This is a genomic window from Dyella sp. EPa41 (genome assembly GCF_016586165.1).
GTDB lineage: Bacteria > Pseudomonadota > Gammaproteobacteria > Xanthomonadales > Rhodanobacteraceae > Dyella.
Genome location: NZ_BCPR01000001.1, coordinates 94,247 through 117,904, shown reverse-complemented (window position 1 = coordinate 117,904; position 23,658 = coordinate 94,247). Strand labels below are relative to the sequence as shown.

Genomic DNA, 23,658 nt, shown 5'->3' with positions numbered 1-23,658 from the left:
CGTGAAAGCAGGGCTTGCAGGATGGTTGACGTTGGCGCTGGCGGTGCTTGCATCGCGGGCGGAGGGCACGCCGCTGGCCGCGGGGCAGCAGAAATTCCTCGGCAGCGCCTACAGTGCGTTGCAAACCGAAGGCTTCGCCGGCTACTGGAACAAGGTGACGCCCGAGAACGCCGGCAAATGGGCCAGCGTGGAAGCCGTGCGCGGCACGATGAACTGGTCGGCGCTGGACGAAGCCTATCGCTTCGCCAAGGACCACGGCTTCCCGTTCCACCTGCACGTGCTGGTGTGGGGCCAGCAGCAGCCCGCATGGGTGCGCACGCTGCCGCCTGACGAGCAGCGCAGGGCGGTCGACCATTGGTTCGACGCGCTCGCCGAGCGTTACCCCGACGCCGATTTCGTCGAAGTGGTGAACGAGGCGCTGCACCATCCGCCCTCCGGCAGGCGCAAGGACAGCGGCAACTATGCCCGCGCGCTCGGCGGCAATGGCGGCACGGGATGGGACTGGATACTCACTGCCTTCCGGATGGCCCGCCAGCGCTTTCCCCATGCCAGGCTGCTGATCAACGACTACAGCATCACGCGCAGCGCGAAGAGCACCGGCCAGTATCTGGCGATCATCGCGCTGTTGCAGAAGGAACACCTGCTCGACGGCATCGGCCTGCAGGAGCATGCCTTCGAGACGACGCCGGACGTACCCATGACGATGCATCGCGCCAACCTCGACCGCCTGGCAGCCACCGGGCTGCCGATCTACATCACCGAGCTGGACATCGACGGGCGCAGCGATGCGCAGCAGCTCAAGGACTACCAGCGGGTGTTTCCGGTGTTCTGGGAACATCCCGACGTACGCGGCATCACGCTGTGGGGCTTTCGCCCCGGTCTCTGGCGCGACCGGCAGGGTGCCTATTTGATCGACAAGAACGGCGGCGAGCGTCCCGCGCTGACCTGGTTGCGCGAGTATGTGCACCGCTCGCCCGTCGTTCCCGCCCGCTGAACCGCGCCGTTTCCTTCACGCCATCGAAGCCCTGCCATGACCACCGGACCCCAACCACTGGCGCTGCACGAAGATCGCCTGTTCTCCTCCGATCCCTTGCAGCGCGCGATCGCGCGGCGCCTGTATGCGCAGGTGGCGACGCTGCCGATCGTCAGCCCGCACGGCCATACCGATCCCGCGTGGTTCGCGCTCAACGCGCCGTTCGCCAACGCGACGGAACTGCTGCTGGTGCCGGACCATTACGTGTTTCGCATGCTCTACAGCCAGGGCGTGCCGCTGGATGCGCTGGGCATTCCACGTGCCGACGGCTCGCGTGCCGAGGTTGACCCGCGCCAGGCGTGGCGCGTGTTCGCGGAACGCTTTCAGCTGTTCCGCGGCACGCCTTCGTCGATGTGGCTGAACCATGTGTTCCATGAGGTGTTCGGCCTCCGCGTGCGGCTGGATGCGGCATCGGCCGACCTGTACTTCGACCATATCAACGACGCGCTGCGCCAGCCCGGCTTCCTGCCGCGCGCCTTGTTCGAACGCTTCCGCATCGAGCTGATCGCCACCACCGAATCGCCGCTGGATCCGCTGGAGCACCATGCGGCCATCCGCGACAGCGGCTGGCGGGGCCGCGTGATCACGGCATATCGGCCCGACGCCGTGATCGACCCCGAGCACGAGCAGTTTCCCTCCGCCTTGCAGCAGTTCGGCGAACTCACCGGCGAAGACGTGTACGACTGGCGTGGCTACCTGCGTGCGCACCGCCAGCGCCGCGCATATTTCGCGGGCATGGGCGCCGCCTCCACCGACCATGGGCATCCCAGCGCGGCCACGGCCAACCTCCCGCCCGCCGAGGCCGCCCGCCTGTTCGATACGGTGGTGCGCGGCAAGGCATCCGCTGCGGAGGCCGAGCTGTTCCGCGCGCAGATGCTCACCGAGATGGCGGCGATGAGCGTGGAAGACGGCCTGGTGATGCAGCTGCATCCCGGCTGCTTCCGCAACCACAACCTCGGCCTGTTCGAGCGTTACGGGCGCGACAAGGGCGCGGATATCCCGCTGCGCACCGAGTACGTCCACGCGCTGAAGCCGCTGCTCGACCGCTTCGGCAACGAGCCGAACTTCCGGCTCATCCTGTTCACGCTGGACGAGAGCACCTACAGCCGCGAGCTGGCGCCGCTGGCCGGCCACTATCCGTCGCTGCTGCTCGGCCCGGCCTGGTGGTTTCACGATGCGCCGGAAGGCATGTGGCGCTTCCGCGAGCAGACCCTGGCCAGCGGTGGTTTCTACAACACCGTCGGCTTCAACGACGACACGCGCGCCTTCCTGTCGATTCCGGCGCGGCACGACGTGGCCCGCCGCATCGACTGCGCGATCCTCGCCAGGCTGGTGGCCGAGCACCGCATGGACGAAGACGAAGCGGTCGAGGTGGCCGTCGATCTCGCCTACCGCCTGCCCAAGAAGGCCTACAAGCTCGGCTGATCTGTACCTGCGCGGCGTCCCATCCAGGCCGGATGGGACACCCGGGCCTCAGCGCTCGATCGCGTGTACGCGCACGCGATACACGTGCGCATTGTGCGGATCCATCATCAGCTGGCGCCCCTGGTTGCTCTGGTCACCGTTCAACCGGCGCACCGTCTGCCACGTGTCGCCATGGCGGGACAGCTCTTCGATGCTGTCGATGCCCGCCATGCGTGCATCCATGTCGGGATCGCGGCGAAGGTTGACGGTAAGCCCGGTGCCGACGATGTAGAACTCGTCCGGCGACGATTGCAGCACCAGCATCGCGCCGTCCTGGGTCTCCAGCGTCCTCGCCGGCCAGGAGCGCGACAGCGTGCCCTCGAACAGATAACCACCCAGCGCTACCGTCTGCGTCGGTCGCGGACTGCCCGCATGCAGCACCAGGCCGCGCGTGCGACCGTCGGCCTGCGCCGTGGGCAGCATGTCGCCCAGGTCGCGCAATGCGCCGTAGACCTGCATCAGCAGCGGCGAAGACGCGGCGCCGTCGCCGGGCGCCGGCAGGCTGTCGACATCGAACGGGCTGAAGCCGAAGCCACGCGCTTCGCCGTACAGGTACAGCGCGTTGTACGGCCCCGCCTCCAGCCGCGCCTCGGGCACGAACACCGGATTGTCCAGCGCCTGGTAACGCTGCACCCAGTACGCAAACTCCGGCCAGTAGATATCCGGCGAATAGAAATCGATGTGGCCGGCAACGGCCTGGTAGACCTGCTGGAAACCGGGATGCGGGCCACCACTGGGATATTCGCCGGCGCGCTCCTGCGGCGCGGGCAATTGCGCGTTGAGATACATCGGCAAGGCGTACTGCTCTTTGCCCGCCGCCGCCACCGCGTCGATGCAGGTGGCATAGCGCCATGCCATGAAGATCTCGTCCGCGGCGTCACCGAAGACGTCTTTCCAGCTGCGTCCTTGTGGATTGAAGTGGGCGGCCAGCTCGGGCGTCATCGCATGGCGGCGGGCCTGCAGGGCCTGTACCAGGCTCGCGGGCACGTCGGCGTTGAATGCGCGGTTGGCCGGCTCCGAACGATCGCGACGCTCACCGAGCACGCCCACTTCGTTCTCCACCTGCACCATCAGCACGATCTGCTGCCTGTCCTTCGCGCGCAGGTGCGCCATCAATGTGGCGAACGCCTTGCTGTCCAGGCGCAGCGTCTCCTCGCCGAAGGTGGAGAGGATCTCCAGCGGCGCGCCGTCGATGCCGCGCACGCGGGGGAAACGCCGCGCGTCGGCTTTCACCCAGGCCGGCGCATAGTCGGAGAAGCTGTTCTTCCAGCTGCCGAACCACAGCAACACCAGGTGCAAGTGCTGCGCGCGCGCCGCGTCGATCCAATGGTCGAGCAGGCGGAAGTCGTAGCTGCCTTCGCGCGGCTCCAGCTGGTCCCACGCCACCGGCATCAGCACCGTGTTGACGTGCAGCGCGGCAAGACGCGGCAGTATGGCGTCGGCCTGCGCTTCGGTGCCCGCCGAGGAATTGCCCAGTTCACCGCCGAAGATCACATACGGCTTGCCGTCCACGATCAGCTGGCTGGCACCCTGGGCGCGGACCACCCGCGGCAGTTCGGCCGCCTGCGCCGCACCTGTCCATAGCGCCAGCACCCCGGCCAGGCCAAGCAGGCGATTCATCCGCTTCTTCATGCGCATCGCTCTCATCCGTTTGCCGAAGGCCCGCTAGACCGCCTTCAGCACGCGCGCCACCGTCGCCGGCCTGGCATCCCCCAGGGCGCCATAGGCGCGCAGCAACCATGCACGGAATCGCTCATCGCCCGAGAGCGGCGCGAATACCGCATCCAAGGCAAGGAAGGCCGGCACGTCGGTTTCAGGGTCACCGTTGCACGCCTGCCCCAGCGCCGACAGCGTGTCGTTCAGTGGATCGACCAGCGCCATGCCGCGATGGGCTTGCCGGCGCACGAAGTGCATCCACGCGGCCACCGGAATGCAGAGTGGCGCGATGGTCCGCTCCTGGGCGAGCGCTTCGCCAATCGTGCTGAGCAGGCGCACCGGCAACTTCTGCGATCCGTCCCATGCGATTTGGGAGAGCCGGTGGCGAATGGCCGGATTGCGGAAGCGCTCCAGGATCGCCTCGATGTAACTTCCCGCATCGAGGCCCTCGGGCAAGGCGATTACCGGCGCGATGTGCTCCCGCATCAGGCGCTCGACGAACGCGGCAAGCGCCGGTTCGGCCATCGCCTCGCCCACGCTGTCGATTTCCATCAGCGAGCCGAGGTAGGCCAACGACGAATGCGCGCCGTTCAGCAGTCGCAGCTTGGCGCGATCGTAGCCGGCGATGTCCCGGCTGAGGGTGACGCCGGCCAGTTCCAGCGGCGGGCGGTCGTTGCAGAAGCGGTGTTCGACCACCCATTGCGTATAGGTTTCGCGCTGGATGGGCCACGCGTCGGTCACGCCGAGTTCGTGCTGCACGCGTTCGCGCAGCGCATCGTCGGTGGCCGGCGTGATGCTGTCCACCATCGAGCACGGAAACGCAACGTGCGCTTCGATCCAGCGGGCCAGCGCGGCATCGAGGCGCTGCGCGTACTGCAGCGTCGCGCGGCGCAGGCGGTGGCCGTTGTCGGCGAGGTTGTCGCAGCTGAGCACGGTATAGGGCGTCGTGCCTTGCTCGCGGCGCAGGCGCAAGCCTTCCACCAGGTGGCCGACGGCGCTGCGCGGCGTGCGTGGCGAGGCCAGGTCGTGGACGATGTCCGGATGCTGCATGTCCAGGTCGGGGCCGGCCAGGCAGTAGCCTTTCTCAGTGATGGTCAGCGTCACCAGCTTCACCTGCGGATCGGCCAGCCGCGCAAGCACGGCGTCACCTTCGTCGCGCGCGCACAGCCATTCGCGCACCGAGCCGATCACGCGCAGGCGATTCTCCCGGCCCAGCAGCGACAAGGCGTAAAGGCCGTCCTGCGGGCGCAGCGCGTCGCGCGCCTCGCTGCTGTGCAGGGACACGCCGCAGATGGCCCAGCCAGGAAAGCGTGCCAGCAGATCATCGAGGTAGACCGCCTGGTGCGCGCGATGGAACGCCCCCGCGCCGATATGCACGATGCCGATGCGGACCTCGTCCAGCGCGTAGGCCGGCGTCGCCACCGATGCGGGAAGCGCGGCCAGCGTACGCAAGGAAAGCCGCTTGAGAGGCGAATCCACCACCATCAACGCTTCACCTCGAAACCGTCCTGCGCGAGATAGGCGCGGATATCCGCCTCGCGCGACAGGTTCACATCGCCGGGGATGGCATGCTTGAGGCAGGTGGCGGCCATGGCGAAGTCGAGCGCCGCCTCATCGTCCATGTCGCGCAGCAGGCCATGCAGGAAGCCCGCGGCAAACGCATCGCCGCCGCCGATGCGATCGACGATGCCGGTGAGCGCGTGCGGCGCGGTGCGCAACACGCGATCGCGCAGGGCCAACAGGCCGGACAGCTGGTGGTTGTCCACGGTGCTGTGCAGGCGGGCCGTCGCCACCAGGCGACGCAGGTTCGGCCATGCCCCGAACGCGGCCGCGGCCGCGGCGGCAAAGCGCTCGCCGGCGTCGGCCTGCGCGAAGGCCTTGCCGAGAACCAGCGCGACGTCACGGTCGTTGCCGAACACCAGCTCGGCGTGATCGATCACCTCTCGCAGCAACGCCGGCGCACGCGTCGCACGCGATCCCCACAGCTTGCCGCGGTAATTGCAGTCGAAGGAAACGCGTACGCCCCTGTCGCGCGCGGCGCGCACGGCGGCCAGCGCGGCCTCGGCGGTGGTCTCGTTGAGCGCGAGGTTGATGCCCGAAAGGTGCAGCCACTGCGCGCCTTCGAGCTGACGCGGCCAGTCATAGCTTTCCGCCCCGGCGTGCGAGAACACCGAGCCCGCGCGGTCGTACAGCACGTCGGTGGGCCGCTGCATCGCACCGGGCGTCAGGAAATAAAGGCCCATGCGGCCTTCCGCGTAATGCATGCGGGAGGTATCCACGCCGTGGCGACGCAGTTCGCCCGCGGCGGCGTGGCCAATGGCGTTGTCGGGCAGGGTGCTGACCATGGCGCTGTCGTGGCCGAGGATGGCGAGCGAGGACGCCACGTTCGCTTCGGCGCCGCCGAAGCGGGCGTCGAGGCGCGGCGACTGCAACAGCAGTTCCTGGCCGGGTGGCGACAGCCTGAGCAGCATTTCGCCGAAGCAGACGATGCGTGCGCGTTGGGATGAATGGCTCATGCGATGGTCCTCACGGCGTCACCGTGAATGCCTGGGTGGCCCGGATGTCGGCACTGGAGGCGCCGACCTGCACTTCGTAGCGGCCGGGCGTTACGGCTTCTGCACGCTGTTGTTCATCGTAGTGGCGCAGGTCCTTCGCCGCCGATACGGTGAAGCTGACCTCGCGCTCCTCGCCCGGCTGCAGCGTGACGCGCTGGAAGCCGCGCAGGTCCTTCAATGCCTGCGATCTCGTCGGCTGCAGCGGACGCAGATAGAGCTGCACCACTTCGTCACCGGCGCGATGACCGGTGTTCTTCACCTTCACCGTCACCTTCATGCTGCCGTCGCGCGCGATGCTGTCGCGGTCGAGCGCGAGGCCCGAGTAGCCGAACGTGGTGTAGGACAGGCCGTAGCCGAACGGATACAGCGGCGTGCCCGAGAAGTAGCGGTAGGTGCGGCCGCGCATGTCGTAATCGTCGAAGGCGGGCAGTTTCTCGCTGGCCTTGTAGAAGGTCACCGGCAGGCGGCCGGCGGGGTTCACCGCGCCGAACAGCACGTCGGCCACCGCGTTGCCGCCGCGCTGGCCGGGATACCAGGCCAACACGATACCGGGCACATGCTGCCTGGCCCAATCGATCGCCAGCGCGGACCCGGAGGTGAGTACCATCACCATCGGCTTGCCGGTGCGGCGCAGCGCTTCCAGCAGTGTTTCCTGCGTGGCGGGCAGGCGCAGGTCGGTGCGGTCACCTCCGGCGAAGCCCGGGTAGTTGACCTTCATCTCCTCGCCTTCGACGTCGCTGTTGAGGCCACCGACGTAGATCACCACGTCCGCGCGGCGCGCCGCATCCAACGCCTCTTCCAGCGGCGGCCTGGCGCCAGGCAGGCGCCAGGCAAGGCGCACGTCGTGGTTCTGGTTGTTGTTGGCGTACTCCAGGCGCAGGTCATAGGCCTTGCCGGCCTTGAGGTCCACGAAGACGCTGCTGGGACGCGCGGCGGCGGGATCGGCACGCCAGGCGTCGAGCACCAGGCGCCCATCCACGTACAGTCGATAGCCATCGCTGGCCGGCGCGCTCAACTCGTAGCGGCCGGACACCGGCGGCAGCAGCTGGCCGCTCCAGCGCACGCTGAACTCATGGATGGCCAACGCATGATCCGACGGCAGCTCGCCGCGCATGACCAGGTCGTCGGTGGGCGTGCCGTGGTCCCACTGGAACCCGATCGTCGGATCGACGCGCGTGAGCACGGGCGCCGAAGTGACGTCGTTGCCGCGGAAATACTCGGCCTTGAGCCCATGTTCCGTGGCATCCGCGGCAGGACGCAGGTAGCGCGCCTCGATCAGCGCCGACGTGCCCTGGCCATCGAAGCCCTGCACCAGCGAAGCGCCGTGGGCGTAGGTCACCTCCGCCTGCGGCAAGGCCTCGCGGATGCCCTGCAGGATGGTCACCGGGTTCGCCGGCGTGCCGTGGTAGTTGCCCAGCAGCGCGGTGACGTCGTCGGCCGTGGGGCCGATCACCGCCACATGCTTGAGCTCGCGCGACAACGGCAGGACGCCGTCGTTCTTCAGAAGCACGATCGATGCCTCCGCCGCGCGGCGCGCCAGCGCGTCATGCCCGGGCGACTGGTTGACCGCGTACGGAATCTGCGCCCAGCGCACGCGCTCGGGCGGATCGAACATCCCCAAGCGCATGCGCGCCAGCATCAGACGCTTGAGCGAGACATCGATGTCCGCTTCGCTGATCAGGCCCTGGTGCACCGCATTGACCAGCGCGGCGTAGGTGTGGCCGCAGTTGAGGTCGTCGCCGTGCTTCACCGCCAGCGAGGCCGCCTGCTCGGCGGTCGCCACCATCTTGTGCCGCGCGAAGATGTCGTCGACCGAATCGCAGTCGGACACGACGTAGCCCTTGAAGCCCCATTCCTTGCGCAGGATCTCGCCCAGCAGGCGCGGGCTGGCCGAGGCGGATTCGCCGTTCACGCGGTTGTAGGCGCCCATCACCGCGTCGACGTGGCCCTCCTGCACCAGCGCCTGGAACGCGGGCAGGTAGGTGTCGTGCAGGTCGCGCTCGCTGGGGTGCACGTCGAAGTGATGGCGCTCCGATTCCGGACCGCTGTGCACCGCGAAGTGTTTCGCCGTGGCGTCGAGCTTGCGATAGATCGGATCATCGCCCTGCAGGCCACGCACGAAGGCGACGCCCATGCGCGAGGTGAGGAAGGGATCCTCGCCGTAGGTTTCCTGCCCGCGGCCCCAGCGCGGATCGCGGAAGATGTTGATGTTGGGCGACCAGAAGGTGAGGCCCTCATAGCGGCCGTGCATGTCGTGGCGCAGGAATTCCTGGTGCTTGGCGCGCGCCTCGTCGCTGATGGTGGTGGCGACTTCACCCATCAGCGTGGTGTCGAACGTGGCGGAGAGACCGATCGCCTGCGGGAACACCGTGGCGCCGCCGGCGCGCGCCACGCCATGCAAGGCCTCGTTCCACCATTCGTAGGCCGGCACGCCCAGGCGCGGAATGGCCGGCGCGTCGTTCTGCATCTGCGCGACCTTCTCTTCCAGCGTCATGCGCGAGACGAGATCGGCCGCGCGATCCTCGAAGCTGCGGCTGAGGTCGCGGTATACCAGCGTCGCGGTGGCCGTCGGCTTCACGCCACCCGCATGCGGCGCACACGACGACGTGCCCAGCGCGAGCACCACCGCCCACGCCATGGTCCGCAGCGCGTTGCGCCTGGCTGCCGTCCCGTACGTCATCATCTTCATCCCGTCCCTCTTCAAGGTTTGTCCAGCAGGCGCGCGTACGGACCCAGCGTGGCGCCGACAAAGCCGCCGGCCACATCGGTGCTGAGCAAGCTGCCATCGGCGCCACGCAACAGCAGCTTCCACCCGGAGCCTTCGTTGTAGGCAAAGTCATAACGGCCGGCGTCTGCGCTGATTTTCAACTGCAGGTGCGCGGGCGCTTTATCGAGCGCGGCGGTGCCCATGAGCTCGCTGGCCGCACCGCGATGGAGGCGCACCGTCAGCAGATACTTTCCGGCCGCGCGATGCACGCCGAAGGCATACCAGTAGTGTTCGTTCTGGAACGCGGCGATGCCTGCTTCGACGCCGTCCTGCGCAGGCACGACCAGCTCGGTGCTGGCATCGAACGCCAGGTGCTGCTGTGCACGGGCCAGAAAGGATGGGTTGTGCAGCGTATCGAGATCCTGCGCCTGCGGCTCGATGGCCAGCTGGCCCGGATGCGAGCGCAGGTCCGCCCATGGCGTGGATGGCGTGCGGACAAACTGCCAGGACGCATCCAGCGCGGGCTTGTCGAACTCGTCGCGCCAGGTGAAGTTGCCGCTGTGCGGTGCCTGCGGCCCCGCCGCGAGGAATGATGGACCCTTCGCCACCTGCGGTATGGCCTTGCCCGCTGGAAGGATGGACGGCCAGCCGTCCTTCCACGTCACGGGCAGGAGAAAGGTCTCGCGCCCGGTGTTGTAGTGCACGCGGTCATAAGCCCGACTCGCGAGAAACACCGCCCACCAGCTGCCGTCCTGGGCCTCGACCAGGTCGGCATGGCCGGCGTTGACGATGGGATGGGCGCGGTCGGCGGGCAGATCGCGCTGGGTCAGGATGGGATTGCCCGCATAGGGCACGTACGGCCCCCATACCGCGCGGCTGCGCAGCACCACTTCCGAATGCTGCGGCCCGGTGCCGCCTTCGGCGCACATCAGGTAATACCAGCCGTCGCGCTTGTAGACGTGCGGTCCTTCGATCCAGATGGGCTTCTTCGCCGGATCGACGCCACCGTCGAGCAGTACGCGGCGCGGCCCCGTGAGCGCATGCCGCGCAATATCGAACTCCTGCATCCAGATCGCGCGATGGCCGTCATAGCGCGAGCCGCCTGCCGGCACGCCGTTGTTGACGATGTAGGCCTTGCCATTGTCGTCGAAGAACAGGGATGGGTCGATGCCGTCGGCCAGCTCCGGCAGCCACACCGGGTCGGACCACGGCCCGGCCGGGTTGTCGGCGGTTGCGATGAAATTGCCGCCACTGTCCACCGCCGTATTGATCACGAAGAACGTGCCGTCGTGGTGGGCTATGGCCGGCGCATACACGCCACGCGACATGCCCAGGCCATCGAGGCGAAGCTGGGATGGCCGGTCGATGACGTGGCCGATCGGCGCCCAATGCACCAGGTCGCGACTCTCATACACGGGAATGCCGGGAAAGTACGCGAAGCTGGAATTCACCAGGTAGTAGTGCTCGCCCACGCGCACGATGCTGGGGTCGGGGCTGAAGCCCGCCAGCACCGGGTTGGTGTAATGCCCCGGCGGCAATGGCTGGTCGAACGCGGCGTCATGCCCGCGGTATTCGAACCAGTCGAACAGCACCGGCTCCTGCGCATGCGCCGCCGTGCCAAGCACCAGGGTCAGGCCACACGCGACGCGACGAAGTAGGTGGCGCATCGTGCTCACCAGTCCCACATCGAGCCGTCTTCCAGCCGCGCGACCGGCAGCTGCTTGGGCGCGTAGGGGAAGCGTGCGGCGAGCTTCTCGTCGATGGTGACGCCATGACCCGCGCTCTCGCCGCAATGCAGGCGGCCGGCGCGGAACGCATAGTCGTGCGGAAACACCTCGTTCGTCTCGTCCGAATGGAACATGTATTCCTGGATGCCGAAATTCGGCACCCACGTGTCGAAGTGCAGCGCCGCGCCCATGCACACGGGCGAGAGGTCGGTGGCGCCATGGAAGCCGGTGCGCACCTGGTGTAACGCGGCGAAGTCGGCGAGGCGGCGCAGATGCGTGATGCCGCCGCCATGCACGATGGTGGTGCGGATGTAGTCGATCAGCTGGTTCTCGATCAGGTGCTTGCAGTCCCAGATCGAATTGAACACCTCGCCCACCGCCAGCGGGGTGACCGAGTGCTGGCGGATCAGCTCGAACGATTTCTGGTTTTCCGCCGGCGTGGCGTCCTCCAGCCAGAACAGGCGATAGGGCTCCAGGCTGCGCGCCAGGCGGGCGGCTTCGATCGGCGTGAGGCGGTGATGCACGTCGTGCAGCAGCTCCACCTCGTTGCCATGGTCAGCGCGCAGGCGCTCGAACAGCTTGGGCACCACCTCGAGGTAGCGCGGCGTGGACCACACGGTTTCCAGCGGCAATTCGCTTTCGGCCGGCTCGTAGGGCTTGCCGCCGACCGAGATGCCGTAGGCCTTCTTCACGCCCGGCACGCCGCACTGCGCGCGGATGGCGAGGAAGCCCATGTCCTTGAAACGTGCCACCTCTTCGCTGGCCTCGCTGATGTCGCGACCGTTGGCGTGGCCGTACACCAGTGCGCCTTCGCGCGAACGGCCACCGAGCAGTTGGTAGATCGGCAGGCCCGCCATCTTGCCGAGGATGTCCCACAGCGCGACGTCGACGGCGGCGATCGCGGTCATGGTGACCGGGCCCCGGCGCCAGTACGCGCCACGGTAGAAAAACTGCCAGATGTCCTCGACACGGCCGGCGTCGCGACCGATCAGGTTCGGCACCACGTGGTCCTGCAGGTACGCGGCCACCGCCAGTTCGCGGCCGTTGAGCGTGGCATCGCCCAGGCCGGTGACGCCCGAGCGCGTCACGATCTTCAGCGTGACGAAGTTGCGGCCCGGGCAGGTGACGATGACCTTGGCCTCGACGATCTCGCGATCGCGCGCGGAACCCTGGTGGTCGATGGGAGCGGTGCTCATGGATGTTTTTCCTGGTCAGCGGAAGACGTGGAGAGCGACAACTCGAAGGGTCCCGCCGGAAGGCCCGAGCCGTCGTAGAGGGTGCAGATGGGGCTGTCGGCCCAGCAGTAGCGCACGCGCGTGACCGATGCCGCGGGCATCGAGGCACGCAGCGCCACCTGGTTGCCGCGGATATCGGCGTCGGCGTAATGGCACGAGCCAGGCTGCGCGCCGCAGAGTTCGAAGCCGACCGGGTGATCCGCGCCGTACGCCACCATCGGCGCGGTGACATCGCGGAAGGTGAGCATCACCGCGTCGCCGTTGCGTTGCGCGCCCGCGGGCACCGGGCCCGAGGGCGGCAGCGATTCGCCATAGACGACATGGCGCGCGGCGCGGGCGAGGCGGCGTCCCAGCTCCTGCTTGTTGGCTGGGTGGATGTCCGTGCGCTCGCCGATATCCACCGCCACGGCAAGGCCCGAGCGGGCATCATCCGCCGCCGCAAGGCGCTGCGCCTCGCGTACTTCGGCCGAGCCGCTTTCCACCGGATGCACCGGCGCCGGGCCGTAGCCGGCGAGCTGCACGATCAGCATCGGCAGCTTTGCGCCGAACTGCGCGCGAAAATCCTCGCGCAGCGCCTCGAGCAGGCGGCGATAGTTGCCGGCATCGCCCGTATTGGATTCGCCCTGGTACCACAGCGCGCCACGCACGCCATAGGCGCCGAGCGGCGCGATCATGCCGTTGTGCAGCGTGGCGAGGCCCGCCGTGGGATGCCACGGCAGGCTCGGCGGCGAGCCGTACGACGGGGGCACCACCTGGTATTCCCAGTCGCCCAACGGCACCGACGAACCGTCACCCAGTCGCAGCGCGCGCTTGTCCGCCGGACCGTACAGGCCATCGTCACGATAGGTGCCGAGCACGTTGATGGCGATCAGGTTGTCGCCTTCGTGCAGCGTGCCGCGCGGCAGCCGATAGATACGCTCACCGCCGTAGCCGGTGCCGATCCAATGTCCGTTCACCCAGGTCTGGTCGGTCTCGTTGATCGCGCCCAGCGACAGCTCGTTCGCCTGCTCGGCCTGCGCCTTGCTCAGTTTCAGGATGGTGCGATACCACACGGTGCCGGTGAAATTCGCCAGCTCCGGCACGCCCCAGCGTTGCCAGGCGCCCTTGTCGAGCGGCGCCGGGTGCCAGCCCTGGTGCGTGACGCGCGCGGGATTCCACGGCTCGTTGCTCTCGCTGACGCCCGGCCGCGCATGCCACCACGCCTGCCACTGGCGACTCCACTGTTCGCCGCCCAGTGCCGGGTCTTGCTGGTGCATGGCGAGCAGGTCGAGCCCCTGGTCGAAACCGCCGACCTTGCGCAGCGCCCGCATGCTCATCCACGGCTCGATGCGCGAGCCGCCCCACGCGGAGACGATCAGGCCCATCGGCACGTCCTGCGTCTTCTGCAGCTCGCGCGCGAAGTAGTAGCAGGTGGCGGAGAACTCGGCGATGGTCTCGGGCGTGGTCTTCAGCCAGTGATCGGTGGCCGGGATCGCCTCGAGCGGCGCCACGCTGCTGACGTTGTCCACGGTAAGCATGCGGATGCGGTCGTTGCCGGCGTTCTGCACCTCCGAGCGCGCGTCGAGCGTGCGCTTGACCTGCAGCACCATGTTCGACTGGCCGGAACACAGCCACACGTCGCCCACCAACACATCGTCTATGCGCTGCGATGCGCCGCCGGACGTCTTCACTTGCAACGCGTACGGGCCACCGGCCTTCAGTGAAGGGAGCGTCGCCTGCCAGCGCCCCTGCGCGTCGGCGCGCGCATCGATGCGCTTGCCGGCGAACTCGATCGTCAGCCTCTCGCCGGCCTTGGCATGGCCCCACACGGGATTCGCATGCTCGCGCTGCAGCACCGCGTGATCCTGGAACAACGGGTTGAGCAGCGCGCCATCCGCTTGCGCGGCGAGGGCGGCCAGGGGAAACAGCGCGGCGAACGTCGCGATGAAGCGGCGTGTCGTGGAGACAGCAAGACTCATGGTCGATGGCCCGGCACGAAGGGGAACGAAAGCGACTCGTAGTACGACAGCGGGTGCGGCGGCGGTGCATAGCCGGCCGGGAGCGGCAGGCCGTTGAGGCTCTGGAAGTAGGCGATGCTCGCGTCGCGCCACCATTGCGCCTCCTTCTCCTGGATGCCGAGGAACACGGCCGCCTTGCGATAGCGCTCCGCATCGACCTGGCCGTCCAGCGCCTGCCAGGTCGTGCGCATCTGTTTCACGTCGTCCACGCCCCGGGTGTAGTGCATCACCAGCTCGTCCCACAGCGTGCGGCCCGAGCGCATGCGATGGTTCCACGGCACGTGGTGGAACCACAGCAGGTAGGCATCGGGAATCTTCTTGAGGTCGTTGAAGCCATCGGCGACGGATGGTGCGTACTGCGCCACCGCGTCGCTGCCGGTGCTGCTGCGGTCGAAGCCGATGCCGTCGTGGTCGGCACGGTGGTAGTACACCGGCGTCCAGTCGACGCGCGGGCCGCTGGCGTCCCACGGCGCCGGACCGTAGTGATGGCCCTTGCCCATCAGGTGATGCAGGCCCAGCGGCGTCATGTAATCCACCACCGCTTCGCGCGACAGCATCATCATGTCGACCACGCGCTTCACGACCGCGTCGTCGTTGCCGAAGGTGGCGCGCACCCATTCCTCGGCGATGGCGCGCGAGGACAGCTGCGGATTCCACGCGAGGCGGCCGTAGGCATACCAGTTGGCCTGGTTGAAGTCCGAGCCGGTCCAGTCGCGATCGGTGCCGATATTGGCCACGCCGGCGATGCCCGTGAGCTGGTGCCCGTCGAGTTCGCCATCGATCACCTTCGCCACCGTCGAGCCCTTGCCCTTGGCATAGGTATCGGCGCGCAGCACCTCCTCGAACAGCGGACCGAGGTACACCAGGTGCGTGGCGAAGCCCAGGTATTCCTTGGTGACCTGAAACTCCATCATCAGCGGCGTTTTCGGCATCGCGCCGAACAAGGGCGTGAACGGCTCGCGCGGCTGGAAATCGATCGGGCCGTTCTTCACCTGCAGCAGCACGTTCGCACGGAACTTGCCGTCCAGCGGCTTGAATTCGGTATACGCCTGCTTGGCGCGATCGTCCGTGTTGTGCTGCGAATACACGAAAGCACGCCACATCACCACGCCACCGTGCGGGGCCAGCGCATCGGCCAGCGTGTTGGCGCCGTCGGCATGCGAGCGGCCGTAATCCTGCGGGCCCGGCTGGCCTTCCGAATTCGCCTTGACCAGGAAACCGCCGAAGTCGGGTATCAGCGAATAGATCTCGTCCGCCTTCGCGCGCCACCAGCGTTGCACGGCGGGATCGAGCGGGTCGGCGGTCTTCAGGCCGCCGATCTCGATCGGCGCGCTGAACTTCACGCTGAGGTAGACGCGGATGCCGTAGGGCCGGAACACCCCGGCCAGCGCCTTCACCTTGTCGAGATACAGCGGCGTGAGGATCGCGGCATTCGCGTTGACGTTGTTGAGCACGGTGCCATTGATGCCGATCGAGGCATTGGCGCGCGCGTAGTCGGTGTAACGCGGATCGAGCCAGTCGGGCAGTTTCTGCCAGTCCCAGATCGAATGGCCGGCGTAGCCACGCTCGACGTGCCCATCGAGGTCGTCCCAATGGTCGAGCACGCGCAAAGACATGCGCGTGGTCTCGCGCACATCGAGGCGATCGACGGGCTGCGCCGTCTGCAGCAGGCGCAGGAAATGGAAGGCGCCGTACAGCGCAGCCACGTCGTCCTGGGCCGCGATCGCGATGACGGGATGGCCATCCAGTACGGCATTGCGGATCAGGTAGCCGTCGGGCCCCAGGGCATGCGTATCCAGCTTGAGCCGCGCGATCGCCGGCGACGAGGTCGGCGTGCCCACCACGATGGCGCCGTCGCGGTCCACCTTCGGCCCCGTGGATGGTGCCTCGCCGAGCAACCCGGCGAGGCCACGCAGCAATTCATCGCGCGTCACCTGCTGGGTCGGCGTGGCCACGGGCAGCACGAGTTGCGCGGCGCGGCCGCGATAGACGGCCGCCTGGGCCGCGGGCAACGGGCGGTAGCGCAGCCACAGGTCGTAGCCGTCCTCCGCATGCGCCAAGCCCGTCGCGAGCAACGCCAGCACGAGCAGGAGAAGCGCACGATACGCTGCCGTCAGCCGGCATTCCGCAGGCTTTGCGGACCGCAATGGTAGAAAAAGCCTCACGGCAGTTATCGCTAACATATGAGAGAATGCACTCCAGATCCGACCGACATCAGGACTGACAGCGGCGGCCGCGGGCGATGCGGCACCCGCCTTGTGGCGTCAGCTCCGCGCGAGGGAATACGGCATTGAAGAAGACAGGCAGGAAGTCGGTTCGCCGCAAGGGAGCCGCCGTCACCATCGACGACGTGGCCGCGCTGGCCAAAGTCTCCGCCATGACGGTGTCGCGTGTCGTCAACGGCCACAGCAAGGTGCGCGATGCCACGCGCGAGCGCGTGATGGCGGCGGTGCGCGAGCTGGGCTATATCCCCAACCTCGCGGCCAGTTCGCTGGCGGCCGCGCAGGACGCGCGCATCGCGCTCATCTACACCAACCCCAGTGCCGGCTACCTGCGCGAACTGCTGCTCGGCGCGCTGCGCGGTTCCGCCCGCACGGCGGCCCAGCTGGTCATCGACGACTGGGACGAACTCGACGCCGGTGGCGAGCGCAAGGCGGCGCGCGCGCTGGCCAAGAGCGTGGCCGGCGTGATCCTGCCGCCGCCGCTGTGCGAATCGAAGGTGGTGATCGAGGAACTGGTCAGCGCCGGCGTGCCGGTGGTGGCGATCGCCTCGGGCCGCTTCAACCACGACATCTCCAGCGTGCGCATCGACGACTACCTGGCCAGCAAGGAAGTCACCGAGCATTTGATCCGCATGGGCCATGCACGCATCGCCTTCATCAAGGGTCATCCCAACCAGACGGCCAGCGCGCGCCGCTTCGAGGGCTACCAGGCGGCGCTGAAGGACGCCGGCATCGCGTACGACGCGAGCCTGGTGCAGCAGGGCTACTTCACCTATCGCTCCGGCCTGGAGGCGGTGGAACACCTGCTGTCGCTGCGCAAGCCGCCCACCGCCATCTTCGCCAGCAACGACGACATGGCGGCCGCCGCGATTTCCGTGGCGCACCGGCGCGGGCTGGACGTGCCGCGCGACCTGTCCATCGTCGGCTTCGACGACACCTCGGCCGCCACCACCGTGTGGCCGGAACTCTCCACCGTGCGCCAGCCGATCGCCAGCATGGCCGATTCGGCGATCGACATCCTGCAGCGCGCGATCCGCCGCAAGGACACCGAAACCAAGGTGGTGGTCGATCATGTGGTCGCCCATCAGTTGATCAAGCGCGATTCGGTGGCGCCGCCCGTCGGCGCCGGCACCAGGCCCAAGGGCTGATCGCCGGCAAGCGGGAAGGCGGGCGCCACGCATCGCATTAGCCTTCCATCTGTTCCAGTTCCTTGCCGCGCGTTTCCCTCACGCAGCGCAGCACGAACACCACCGAGATCGCCGCGGCCACGGCGTAGATGCCGTACGCGCCGGCAAGGCCGATGCTCGCCAGCAGGATAGGAAAGCTCACCGTGATGGCGAAATTGGACGTCCATTGCGCGGCGCCCGCCACGGCCAGCCCCGAGCCGCGGATCTGGTTGGGGAACATCTCGCCCAGCATCACCCACATCACCGGGCCCCAGGACATGTTGAAGAACGCCACGTAGACGTTGGCCGCGACCAGCGCGAGCGTTCCCATGGCCGGCGACAGCGCGAGCTTGCCGCTGGCATCGAGGCCGGCGTGCGCGAAGGCGAAGGTGACCAGCGCCAGGGTGACCGTCATGCCCACCGACCCGATCCACAGCAGCGGCTTGCGGCCCACGCGGTCGATCAGCAGCACGGCGATGAGGCACGCACCGATGCTGAGCGCGCCGGAGAACACGTTGATCAACAGCGCGTCGTTCTCGGAAAAACCCACCGCCTGCCACAGCACCGCGCCGTAGTAGAACACCACGTTGATGCCCACCAGCTGCTGGAACGTGGCCAGGCCAATGCCCACCCACACGATGGGGCGCACGCGACCGCTCGCCTTGTCCAGCAGATCCGACAGTTTCGGACGGTGACGGTCCTGCGCCAGCGACGCGCCGATCTCGGAGAACTTGCTGGCCGCCTCCCGCTCGCCATAAAGGCGCGCGAGCACGGCCCTGGCTTCGCTGTCGCGCTTGCGCACGACGAGGAAGCGCGGGCTTTCGGGAATGAACAGCAACGAGACCAGGAACAGCGACGAAGGCAACGCCTGCATCCAGAACATCCAGCGCCATGCGTCCTGGCCGAGCCACAGCACGCCGGTGGATGCGCCGGCCGCCTTGGCCAGCAGGAAGTTGCTGAGGAACGCGCTGAACAGGCCACTGATGATGGCGATCTGCTGCACCGTGGCGAGGCGTCCGCGATAACGGGCCGGCGCCACTTCCGCGATATAGGCCGGCGCAATGACGCTGGCCGCGCCCACGGCGAAGCCGCCCATGATGCGCGCGAATACGAAGAAGCTCGCGCTGTGCGCCGCGCCCGCGCCCAGCGCGGAGAGCAGGAACAGCACGGAGGAAATGATCAATACCGAACGTCGCCCCCAGATGTCGGCAACGCGGCCGGCGAAGAATGCGCCGAGCGCGCAGCCCAGCAGCATCGAGGCCACTTCGAAGCCGATCTGCGCCGAGGTGGACTGGAAGGCCTGCTTGAGGCCATCCACCGTGCCATTGATCACGCCGCTGTCGAAGCCGAACAGAAAGCCGCCCAGTGTGGCGACGCAGCTGATCTGGACGATGAGTCGGGTGTTTTCCGCGTGCTTCGCGGCTACCGCGCCATCAAGCGTTACGCTGTTCATGCAGTCGGTGTCTCATGGTCGTGTTTCCGGCTCCCCAAGGTCGGCAAGGCACATCCCCGTGCGACTTGCCGACCACTCAGATCAGACGCTGGCGAAGCGTGCTTCGCCCATCAACGCAGCAGGTACTGGTTCAGCAGGTTCTCGTAACGCTCCTGCTTGCCGCTGCGCTTGGCGGGCTCGCCACTCTTCGCGGCGAGGTCGCGCAGCTGCGCCAGGTCGAACTTGCCGAGCGCGAAGTCGCGACCCGGACCGTTGTCGAAGCTGCTGTAGCGCTCGGCGCGCCACTGCTCCAGCGGGGACTGCGTGATCAGGGCGTGCGCCACTTCCAGGCCGCGCGCGAACGCGTCCATGCCGCCGATGTGGGCGATGAACAAGTCGTCCGCATCGGTGGACTCGCGGCGCACCTTGGCGTCGAAGTTGAGGCCGCCCGGGGCCAGGCCGCCCTGGCGCAGCACCACCAGCATCGCGCCCACGGTGTCGTACAGGTCGCTCGGGAACTGGTCGGTATCCCAGCCGTTCTGCGCGTTGCCGCGGTTGGCGTCGATGCTGCCGAGCAGGCCGTGGTCGGACGCCACCTGCAGGTCATGCTCGAAGGTGTGGCCCGACAGCGTGGCGTGGTTGGCTTCGATGTTGAGCTTGAAGTCCTTGTCCAGGCCGTGCTGCTGCAGGAAGCCGGCAACGGTGGCCGAATCGAAGTCGTACTGGTGCTTCATCGGCTCCATCGGCTTGGGTTCGATCAGGAAGTTGCCCTTGAAGCCGATGCTGCGGCCGTAGTCGCGCGCCATGGTGAGGAAGCGCGCGAAGTGGTCCAGTTCGCGCTTCATGTCGGTGTTGAGCAGCGAGGCGTAGCCTTCGCGGCCACCCCAGAACACGTAGTTCTCGCCGCCGAGTTCCACCGTCGCATCCAGCGCGGCCTTGATCTGCGCGGCGGCACGCGCCACCACGGCGAAATCCGGGTTGGTCGCCGCGCCGTTCATGTAGCGCGGATGGCTGAACAGGTTCGCCGTGCCCCACAGCAGCTTGATGCCGGTGGACTTCTGGCGCTCCTTGGCGAGAGCGACCATGTGCTTGAGGTTCTTTTCGTACTCGCCCACGTCGTCGGCGTCGGGCGACATGTCGATGTCGTGGAAGCAGTAGTACGGCACGCCGAGCTTGGTGAAGAACTCGAACGCGGCGTCCAGCTTCGCCTCGGCGCGCGCCAGCGGCGCGCCATCGGCATCCCACGGGTAGTTGCGCGTGCCCGGGCCGAACGGATCATGGCCGGCATTGCAGAAGCTGTGCCAGTAGCACACGGCAAAACGCAGGTGCTCGGCCATGGTCTTGTCGCCGATCTTCTTGTTCGCGTCGTAGTGCTTGAACGCCAGCGGGTTGTCCGAACCGAGCCCCTCGAACGGGATGCGGCCGATGCCGGGGAAGAATTCGCGCTTGCCGATGAAAGGGGTGCTCATGATCTTGTGGTCCTGGTCGAGGAGTGATGAGGCAACAGGCTCGGGAGTCAGGCGGTACCCGCCGGGTGACTCGCGTAGAAGGTCTTGACGCCATCGAGGTGGCGCAGGAACTGGCGATACGAGGCCTGGTAGGCAGGCACGTTCTTGCCATCCGGGCGAACAGAGAGCCCGGGGGCGATCAGCACGTGTTCGCGCGCCATCGCCGCGAGATCCGCGTCGCGTCCGCTGGCGCGCTCGTGCGCCCACAGCGCCTGCAGCGCGGCGCCGAACGCGGCGCCTTCGGCCTGCAGCGGCACGTCCACCGGCAGCTCGAACACGTCGGCGATCATCTGTCGCCACGCGGCGCTGTGGCTGCCGCCGCCAGTGAGGCGGATCGCGTCGAAGCGCAGGCCCGCACCGAGCAGCGCGTCGTAACCGTTGCGCAGCGCGTAGGTGGCGCCCTCCATCGCGGCGCGATAGATGTTGCCGCGCGTGACGTTGGCGAGATCCATGCCTTGCAGGCTGCCGCGCGCATGCGGCAGGTCGGGCGTGCGCTCGCCATTCAAGAACGGCAGCATCACCAGGCCACCCGCGCCCGGCGACGTGCCCACCATCACGGCATCGCCGTCGCGCGTGCTGAAGCCGAAGGCCTTGGCCACGCTTTCGGTGGCGATCGTGCAGTTCATGGTGCAGATCAGCGGCAGCCAGCCACCGGTGGAGGAGCAGAACGCGGCCCAGCCCGCCGCATCGTCCACGACCGGATGATCGGCGTACGCGAACAGCGTGCCCGAGGTGCCCAGGCTCATGCTCAGCACGCCCGGCTCCACATTGCCGGTGCCGATGGCCGCCATCATGTTGTCGCCACCGCCGGCCGATACCAGCACCGAGCGCGGCAGGCCGAGCTCGTCAGCGATGGCGGGCGCGATGGGGAAGCTCGCATCGGCCTCGACCAGGGGCGGCAGGCCATCGATGAGCTTGCGCTCCGCATCGGTGGCGGCCAGCATCTCCGGCGACCATTGGCGCGTGCGCACATCCAGCCAGCCCGTGCCGGACGCATCGCCGTATTCCATCCAGCACTCGCCGGTGAGCCAGAAGTTCACGTAGTCGTGCGGCAGCAGGATGGTCGCCAGCCGCGCGTAGACCTCGGGACGGTGCTTGCGCGTCCACGGCAATTTGGACGCCGTATAGCCGGCCAGGATCGGGTTGCCCGCCAGTTCGACGCAGTGCGTCGCGCCGTCGGCCGCCTCCATGATCTCGTCGCATTCGAGTTGCGTGCTGGTATCGCACCACAGCTTGGCCGGCGCCAGCACCTTGCCTGCGGCATCCAGCGGCACGAACCCGTGCTGCTGGCCGGACACGCCGATCGCCACCACCTGCGAACGCGAGGCGGCATCCAGCTTCGCGAAGCACGCGCGGATCGCATCGATCCACCACTCGGCCTTCTGCTCGCGGCTGCCATCGTCGCCGGCGATCAGCTCCAGCGGATGGCCATGCGTGGCGAGCACGCGCCGGGCCGCGAAATCATAGGCAACCAGCTTGACGCTCTGGGTGCCGACATCCAGACCCACCACAAGGCTCATGCGTCTCCCGTCACTGCGCATGTTAGCGCTACCATCATTCAGCCCAAGAAAACCCCCGGGCGGGGGTGGTGGCTGCCGACTCTACTAGCGAGCCGGCAAAAAGCCATGTCGCAGTGCAAAAATCAAACGAAGCCGTCAGGGGCCATGCCGGACGATCAGGTGCGCCGACCAACGCGGGCGTTTGCGGCATGTCTTCAACGGGGCCGGCCTCGCCCCGTCACGCCATGACGCTGTCAGGCCGGCGCGCGGCCCGCCGTCGAGCTGTCAGCGGCCCCACGCTCACTTCGCCACCGTGGGCATGCGCCTCACTGGTAGGAGAACGTAATGGACGCCGCCGCTTCGAAATAACCGCCCTTCACGCCCTTGATGCCGGTGGCGCCCACCACGTGCTCGGGCAGGACAACGTACTTGGCGTTGAAGGGGATCGTGTAGGCGTTGGCGCTCGCGGTGGCACTGCCGGCGACGAACCACTGGTTGGTGTTGCCGGCGGCGGAGGAATCCGGTCCGAAGCCGACGGGCACGCTCTCGAATTTCTTGTACAGCTGGATGCCCACGCCCTGGGCCTGCGAGTGGGCGTTGGGGCGGAGGATGGTGCTGGTGTTGCCGGGGTTGCTCATGTCGGTGAGGGTGGCGTACAGCGCCACGCCCGCGTCGCACGTCACGCCAACTTCGAAATACGCCTCGGCCTGGGTCAGGTCGGTGGTGCCGATGGCCACCGCCGGCATGTTGATCACCTGGTCCCTGGGCGCATAGATGGTGCAACCCAGCGCTTTGACGGTGATGGTGGTTGCGTTCAATGTCACATAGGTAGGGGCAGGCACGGTCGCATTTGCGTTGTTGTTCTTGACCCAGAGCCTGGCGACATTGATCGATGGAATGGTGTAGGTACCGCTTTTCAATCGTCCGGTGGCCACAAACATTAGCCGGACCTGGTAGCCGATGGTGTTGGCGGTATTCAGCGATCCCGGAAAAGGAAAGGTCTGGTTGGTTCCGACATTGAGTGGAATCTCGTTCGCGAGGTTGGTCGCGTTGAAGTCGCGGATGCCAACGACATAACCGATGCCGTCGACGCCGGTCTGGTAGACGTCGAAGAACTTGTGGGTGGTCGGCTCTTCATATTTCATGTTCGCCGATGCGCCTACGGAGTCGGCATAGCCAAAGTCCGCCCCGTGGTCGTTGTTGGTGCACCCGTTGCCGATGCCCCCGAACCAATCCATCTGAAAGACGTTTCGCTCGGACACGGTGCCGCCCCAACTGCCAATCTGCTTGCCGACCGGGTTCTGGTCGGCCGGGCCTGTCAACGTAGGCATGCTGGCGGCGGAGATGTGGAGGGGGGTGGAGCTGCAGTTGGCATGCGCCAGCGCCGGCCACAGCAGCAGCGCGATCAAGCCGGGCAGCCAGCGACGCGGCGTCCGCCACGCTTGGCGGGAGATGGT

At 67.5% G+C, this 23,658-nt stretch carries 15 protein-coding genes; 3 read left to right on the top strand and 12 right to left on the bottom strand.

Translation table 11 applies throughout. The annotated features are described in order from the left end of the window. Position 1: 1 nt before the first annotated feature. Both JMF82_RS00495 and uxaC read left to right on the top strand, forming a co-directional pair. Positions 2-994, top strand: a complete 993-nt coding sequence (locus JMF82_RS00495) for an endo-1,4-beta-xylanase (protein ID WP_236585217.1) — start codon at positions 2-4, stop codon at positions 992-994. 36 nt (positions 995-1,030) lie between these two features. Continuing rightward, positions 1,031-2,458 (top strand): glucuronate isomerase, encoded by a 1,428-nt coding sequence (gene uxaC / locus JMF82_RS00490; protein WP_201312574.1) that lies wholly within the window; start codon positions 1,031-1,033, stop codon positions 2,456-2,458. Positions 2,459-2,506: 48 nt separating this feature from the next. Here the strand turns inward: uxaC and JMF82_RS00485 are convergent, their stop codons facing one another. From JMF82_RS00485 to JMF82_RS00450, 8 genes are read right to left on the bottom strand one after another with little or no spacing between them, the layout of a single operon-like run. Next, positions 2,507-4,129, bottom strand: a complete 1,623-nt coding sequence (locus JMF82_RS00485; RefSeq protein ID WP_201312573.1) for a DUF5597 domain-containing protein — start codon at positions 4,127-4,129, stop codon at positions 2,507-2,509. A gap of 33 nt (positions 4,130-4,162) precedes the next feature. Then, positions 4,163-5,638 carry a mannitol dehydrogenase family protein gene (locus JMF82_RS00480; protein WP_201312572.1) on the bottom strand — a complete coding sequence of 492 codons (1,476 nt, stop codon included), beginning with the start codon at positions 5,636-5,638 and terminating at the stop codon, positions 4,163-4,165. Next, complete coding sequence (locus JMF82_RS00475; protein ID WP_201312571.1) at positions 5,638-6,669, bottom strand: sugar kinase; 1,032 nt, start codon at positions 6,667-6,669, stop codon at positions 5,638-5,640. Before JMF82_RS00475 ends, JMF82_RS00480 begins: the two co-directional genes overlap by 1 nt. A gap of 10 nt (positions 6,670-6,679) precedes the next feature. Further along, the gene (locus JMF82_RS00470; RefSeq protein ID WP_236585227.1) at positions 6,680-9,391 is read right to left on the bottom strand and encodes a glycoside hydrolase family 3 protein; all 2,712 of its coding nucleotides are present in this window, start codon (positions 9,389-9,391) and stop codon (positions 6,680-6,682) included. Positions 9,392-9,408: 17 nt separating this feature from the next. Beyond that, positions 9,409-11,082 (bottom strand): glycoside hydrolase family 43 protein, encoded by a 1,674-nt coding sequence (locus tag JMF82_RS00465; protein ID WP_201312570.1) that lies wholly within the window; start codon positions 11,080-11,082, stop codon positions 9,409-9,411. 5 nt (positions 11,083-11,087) lie between these two features. Beyond that, positions 11,088-12,338 (bottom strand): D-mannonate dehydratase ManD, encoded by a 1,251-nt coding sequence (manD, locus tag JMF82_RS00460; RefSeq protein ID WP_201312569.1) that lies wholly within the window; start codon positions 12,336-12,338, stop codon positions 11,088-11,090. Continuing rightward, positions 12,335-14,335, bottom strand: coding sequence for a sialate O-acetylesterase (locus JMF82_RS00455; protein WP_201312568.1), 2,001 nt, complete (start codon positions 14,333-14,335; stop codon positions 12,335-12,337). The genes manD and JMF82_RS00455 overlap by 4 nt, the downstream gene beginning before the upstream one ends. Then, positions 14,332-16,491, bottom strand: a complete 2,160-nt coding sequence (locus JMF82_RS00450) for an alpha-glucuronidase family glycosyl hydrolase (RefSeq protein ID WP_236585226.1) — start codon at positions 16,489-16,491, stop codon at positions 14,332-14,334. The genes JMF82_RS00455 and JMF82_RS00450 overlap by 4 nt, the downstream gene beginning before the upstream one ends. 173 nt (positions 16,492-16,664) lie before the next feature. Between JMF82_RS00450 and JMF82_RS00445 the strand changes: the two genes are divergently transcribed. Beyond that, complete coding sequence (locus JMF82_RS00445) at positions 16,665-17,744, top strand: LacI family DNA-binding transcriptional regulator (protein WP_236585216.1); 1,080 nt, start codon at positions 16,665-16,667, stop codon at positions 17,742-17,744. A gap of 37 nt (positions 17,745-17,781) precedes the next feature. Here the strand turns inward: JMF82_RS00445 and JMF82_RS00440 are convergent, their stop codons facing one another. From JMF82_RS00440 to JMF82_RS00425, 4 genes are all read right to left on the bottom strand, one after another. Further along, complete coding sequence (locus JMF82_RS00440) at positions 17,782-19,215, bottom strand: sugar porter family MFS transporter (RefSeq protein WP_201312565.1); 1,434 nt, start codon at positions 19,213-19,215, stop codon at positions 17,782-17,784. Between the two features lie 110 nt (positions 19,216-19,325). Next, positions 19,326-20,663 (bottom strand): xylose isomerase, encoded by a 1,338-nt coding sequence (xylA, locus tag JMF82_RS00435; RefSeq protein ID WP_201312564.1) that lies wholly within the window; start codon positions 20,661-20,663, stop codon positions 19,326-19,328. 47 nt (positions 20,664-20,710) lie between these two features. After that, entirely contained in the window at positions 20,711-22,222 is a 1,512-nt protein-coding gene (gene xylB, locus JMF82_RS00430; RefSeq protein ID WP_201312563.1) for a xylulokinase, read from the bottom strand. Between the two features lie 305 nt (positions 22,223-22,527). Continuing rightward, a complete protein-coding gene (locus JMF82_RS00425) occupies positions 22,528-23,610 on the bottom strand; it encodes a fimbrial protein (protein ID WP_201312562.1) in 1,083 nt (360 codons plus the stop codon). Positions 23,611-23,658: the final 48 nt, after the last annotated feature.

Bases quoted from the DNA above. Each gene is read 5' to 3' on its own strand.
- JMF82_RS00455 (WP_201312568.1), bottom strand. From the start codon at position 14,335: ATGAGTCTTGCTGTCTCCACGACACGCCGCTTCATCGCGACGTTCGCC.
- uxaC (WP_201312574.1), top strand. From the start codon at position 1,031: ATGACCACCGGACCCCAACCACTGGCGCTGCACGAAGATCGCCTGTTC.
- JMF82_RS00470 (WP_236585227.1), bottom strand. From the start codon at position 9,391: ATGATGACGTACGGGACGGCAGCCAGGCGCAACGCGCTGCGGACCATG.
- JMF82_RS00475 (WP_201312571.1), bottom strand. From the start codon at position 6,669: ATGAGCCATTCATCCCAACGCGCACGCATCGTCTGCTTCGGCGAAATG.
- JMF82_RS00440 (WP_201312565.1), bottom strand. From the start codon at position 19,215: ATGAACAGCGTAACGCTTGATGGCGCGGTAGCCGCGAAGCACGCGGAA.
- JMF82_RS00465 (WP_201312570.1), bottom strand. From the start codon at position 11,082: ATGCGCCACCTACTTCGTCGCGTCGCGTGTGGCCTGACCCTGGTGCTT.
- JMF82_RS00485 (WP_201312573.1), bottom strand. From the start codon at position 4,129: ATGAAGAAGCGGATGAATCGCCTGCTTGGCCTGGCCGGGGTGCTGGCG.
- manD (WP_201312569.1), bottom strand. From the start codon at position 12,338: ATGAGCACCGCTCCCATCGACCACCAGGGTTCCGCGCGCGATCGCGAG.
- JMF82_RS00480 (WP_201312572.1), bottom strand. From the start codon at position 5,638: ATGGTGGTGGATTCGCCTCTCAAGCGGCTTTCCTTGCGTACGCTGGCC.
- xylB (WP_201312563.1), bottom strand. From the start codon at position 22,222: ATGAGCCTTGTGGTGGGTCTGGATGTCGGCACCCAGAGCGTCAAGCTG.
- xylA (WP_201312564.1), bottom strand. From the start codon at position 20,663: ATGAGCACCCCTTTCATCGGCAAGCGCGAATTCTTCCCCGGCATCGGC.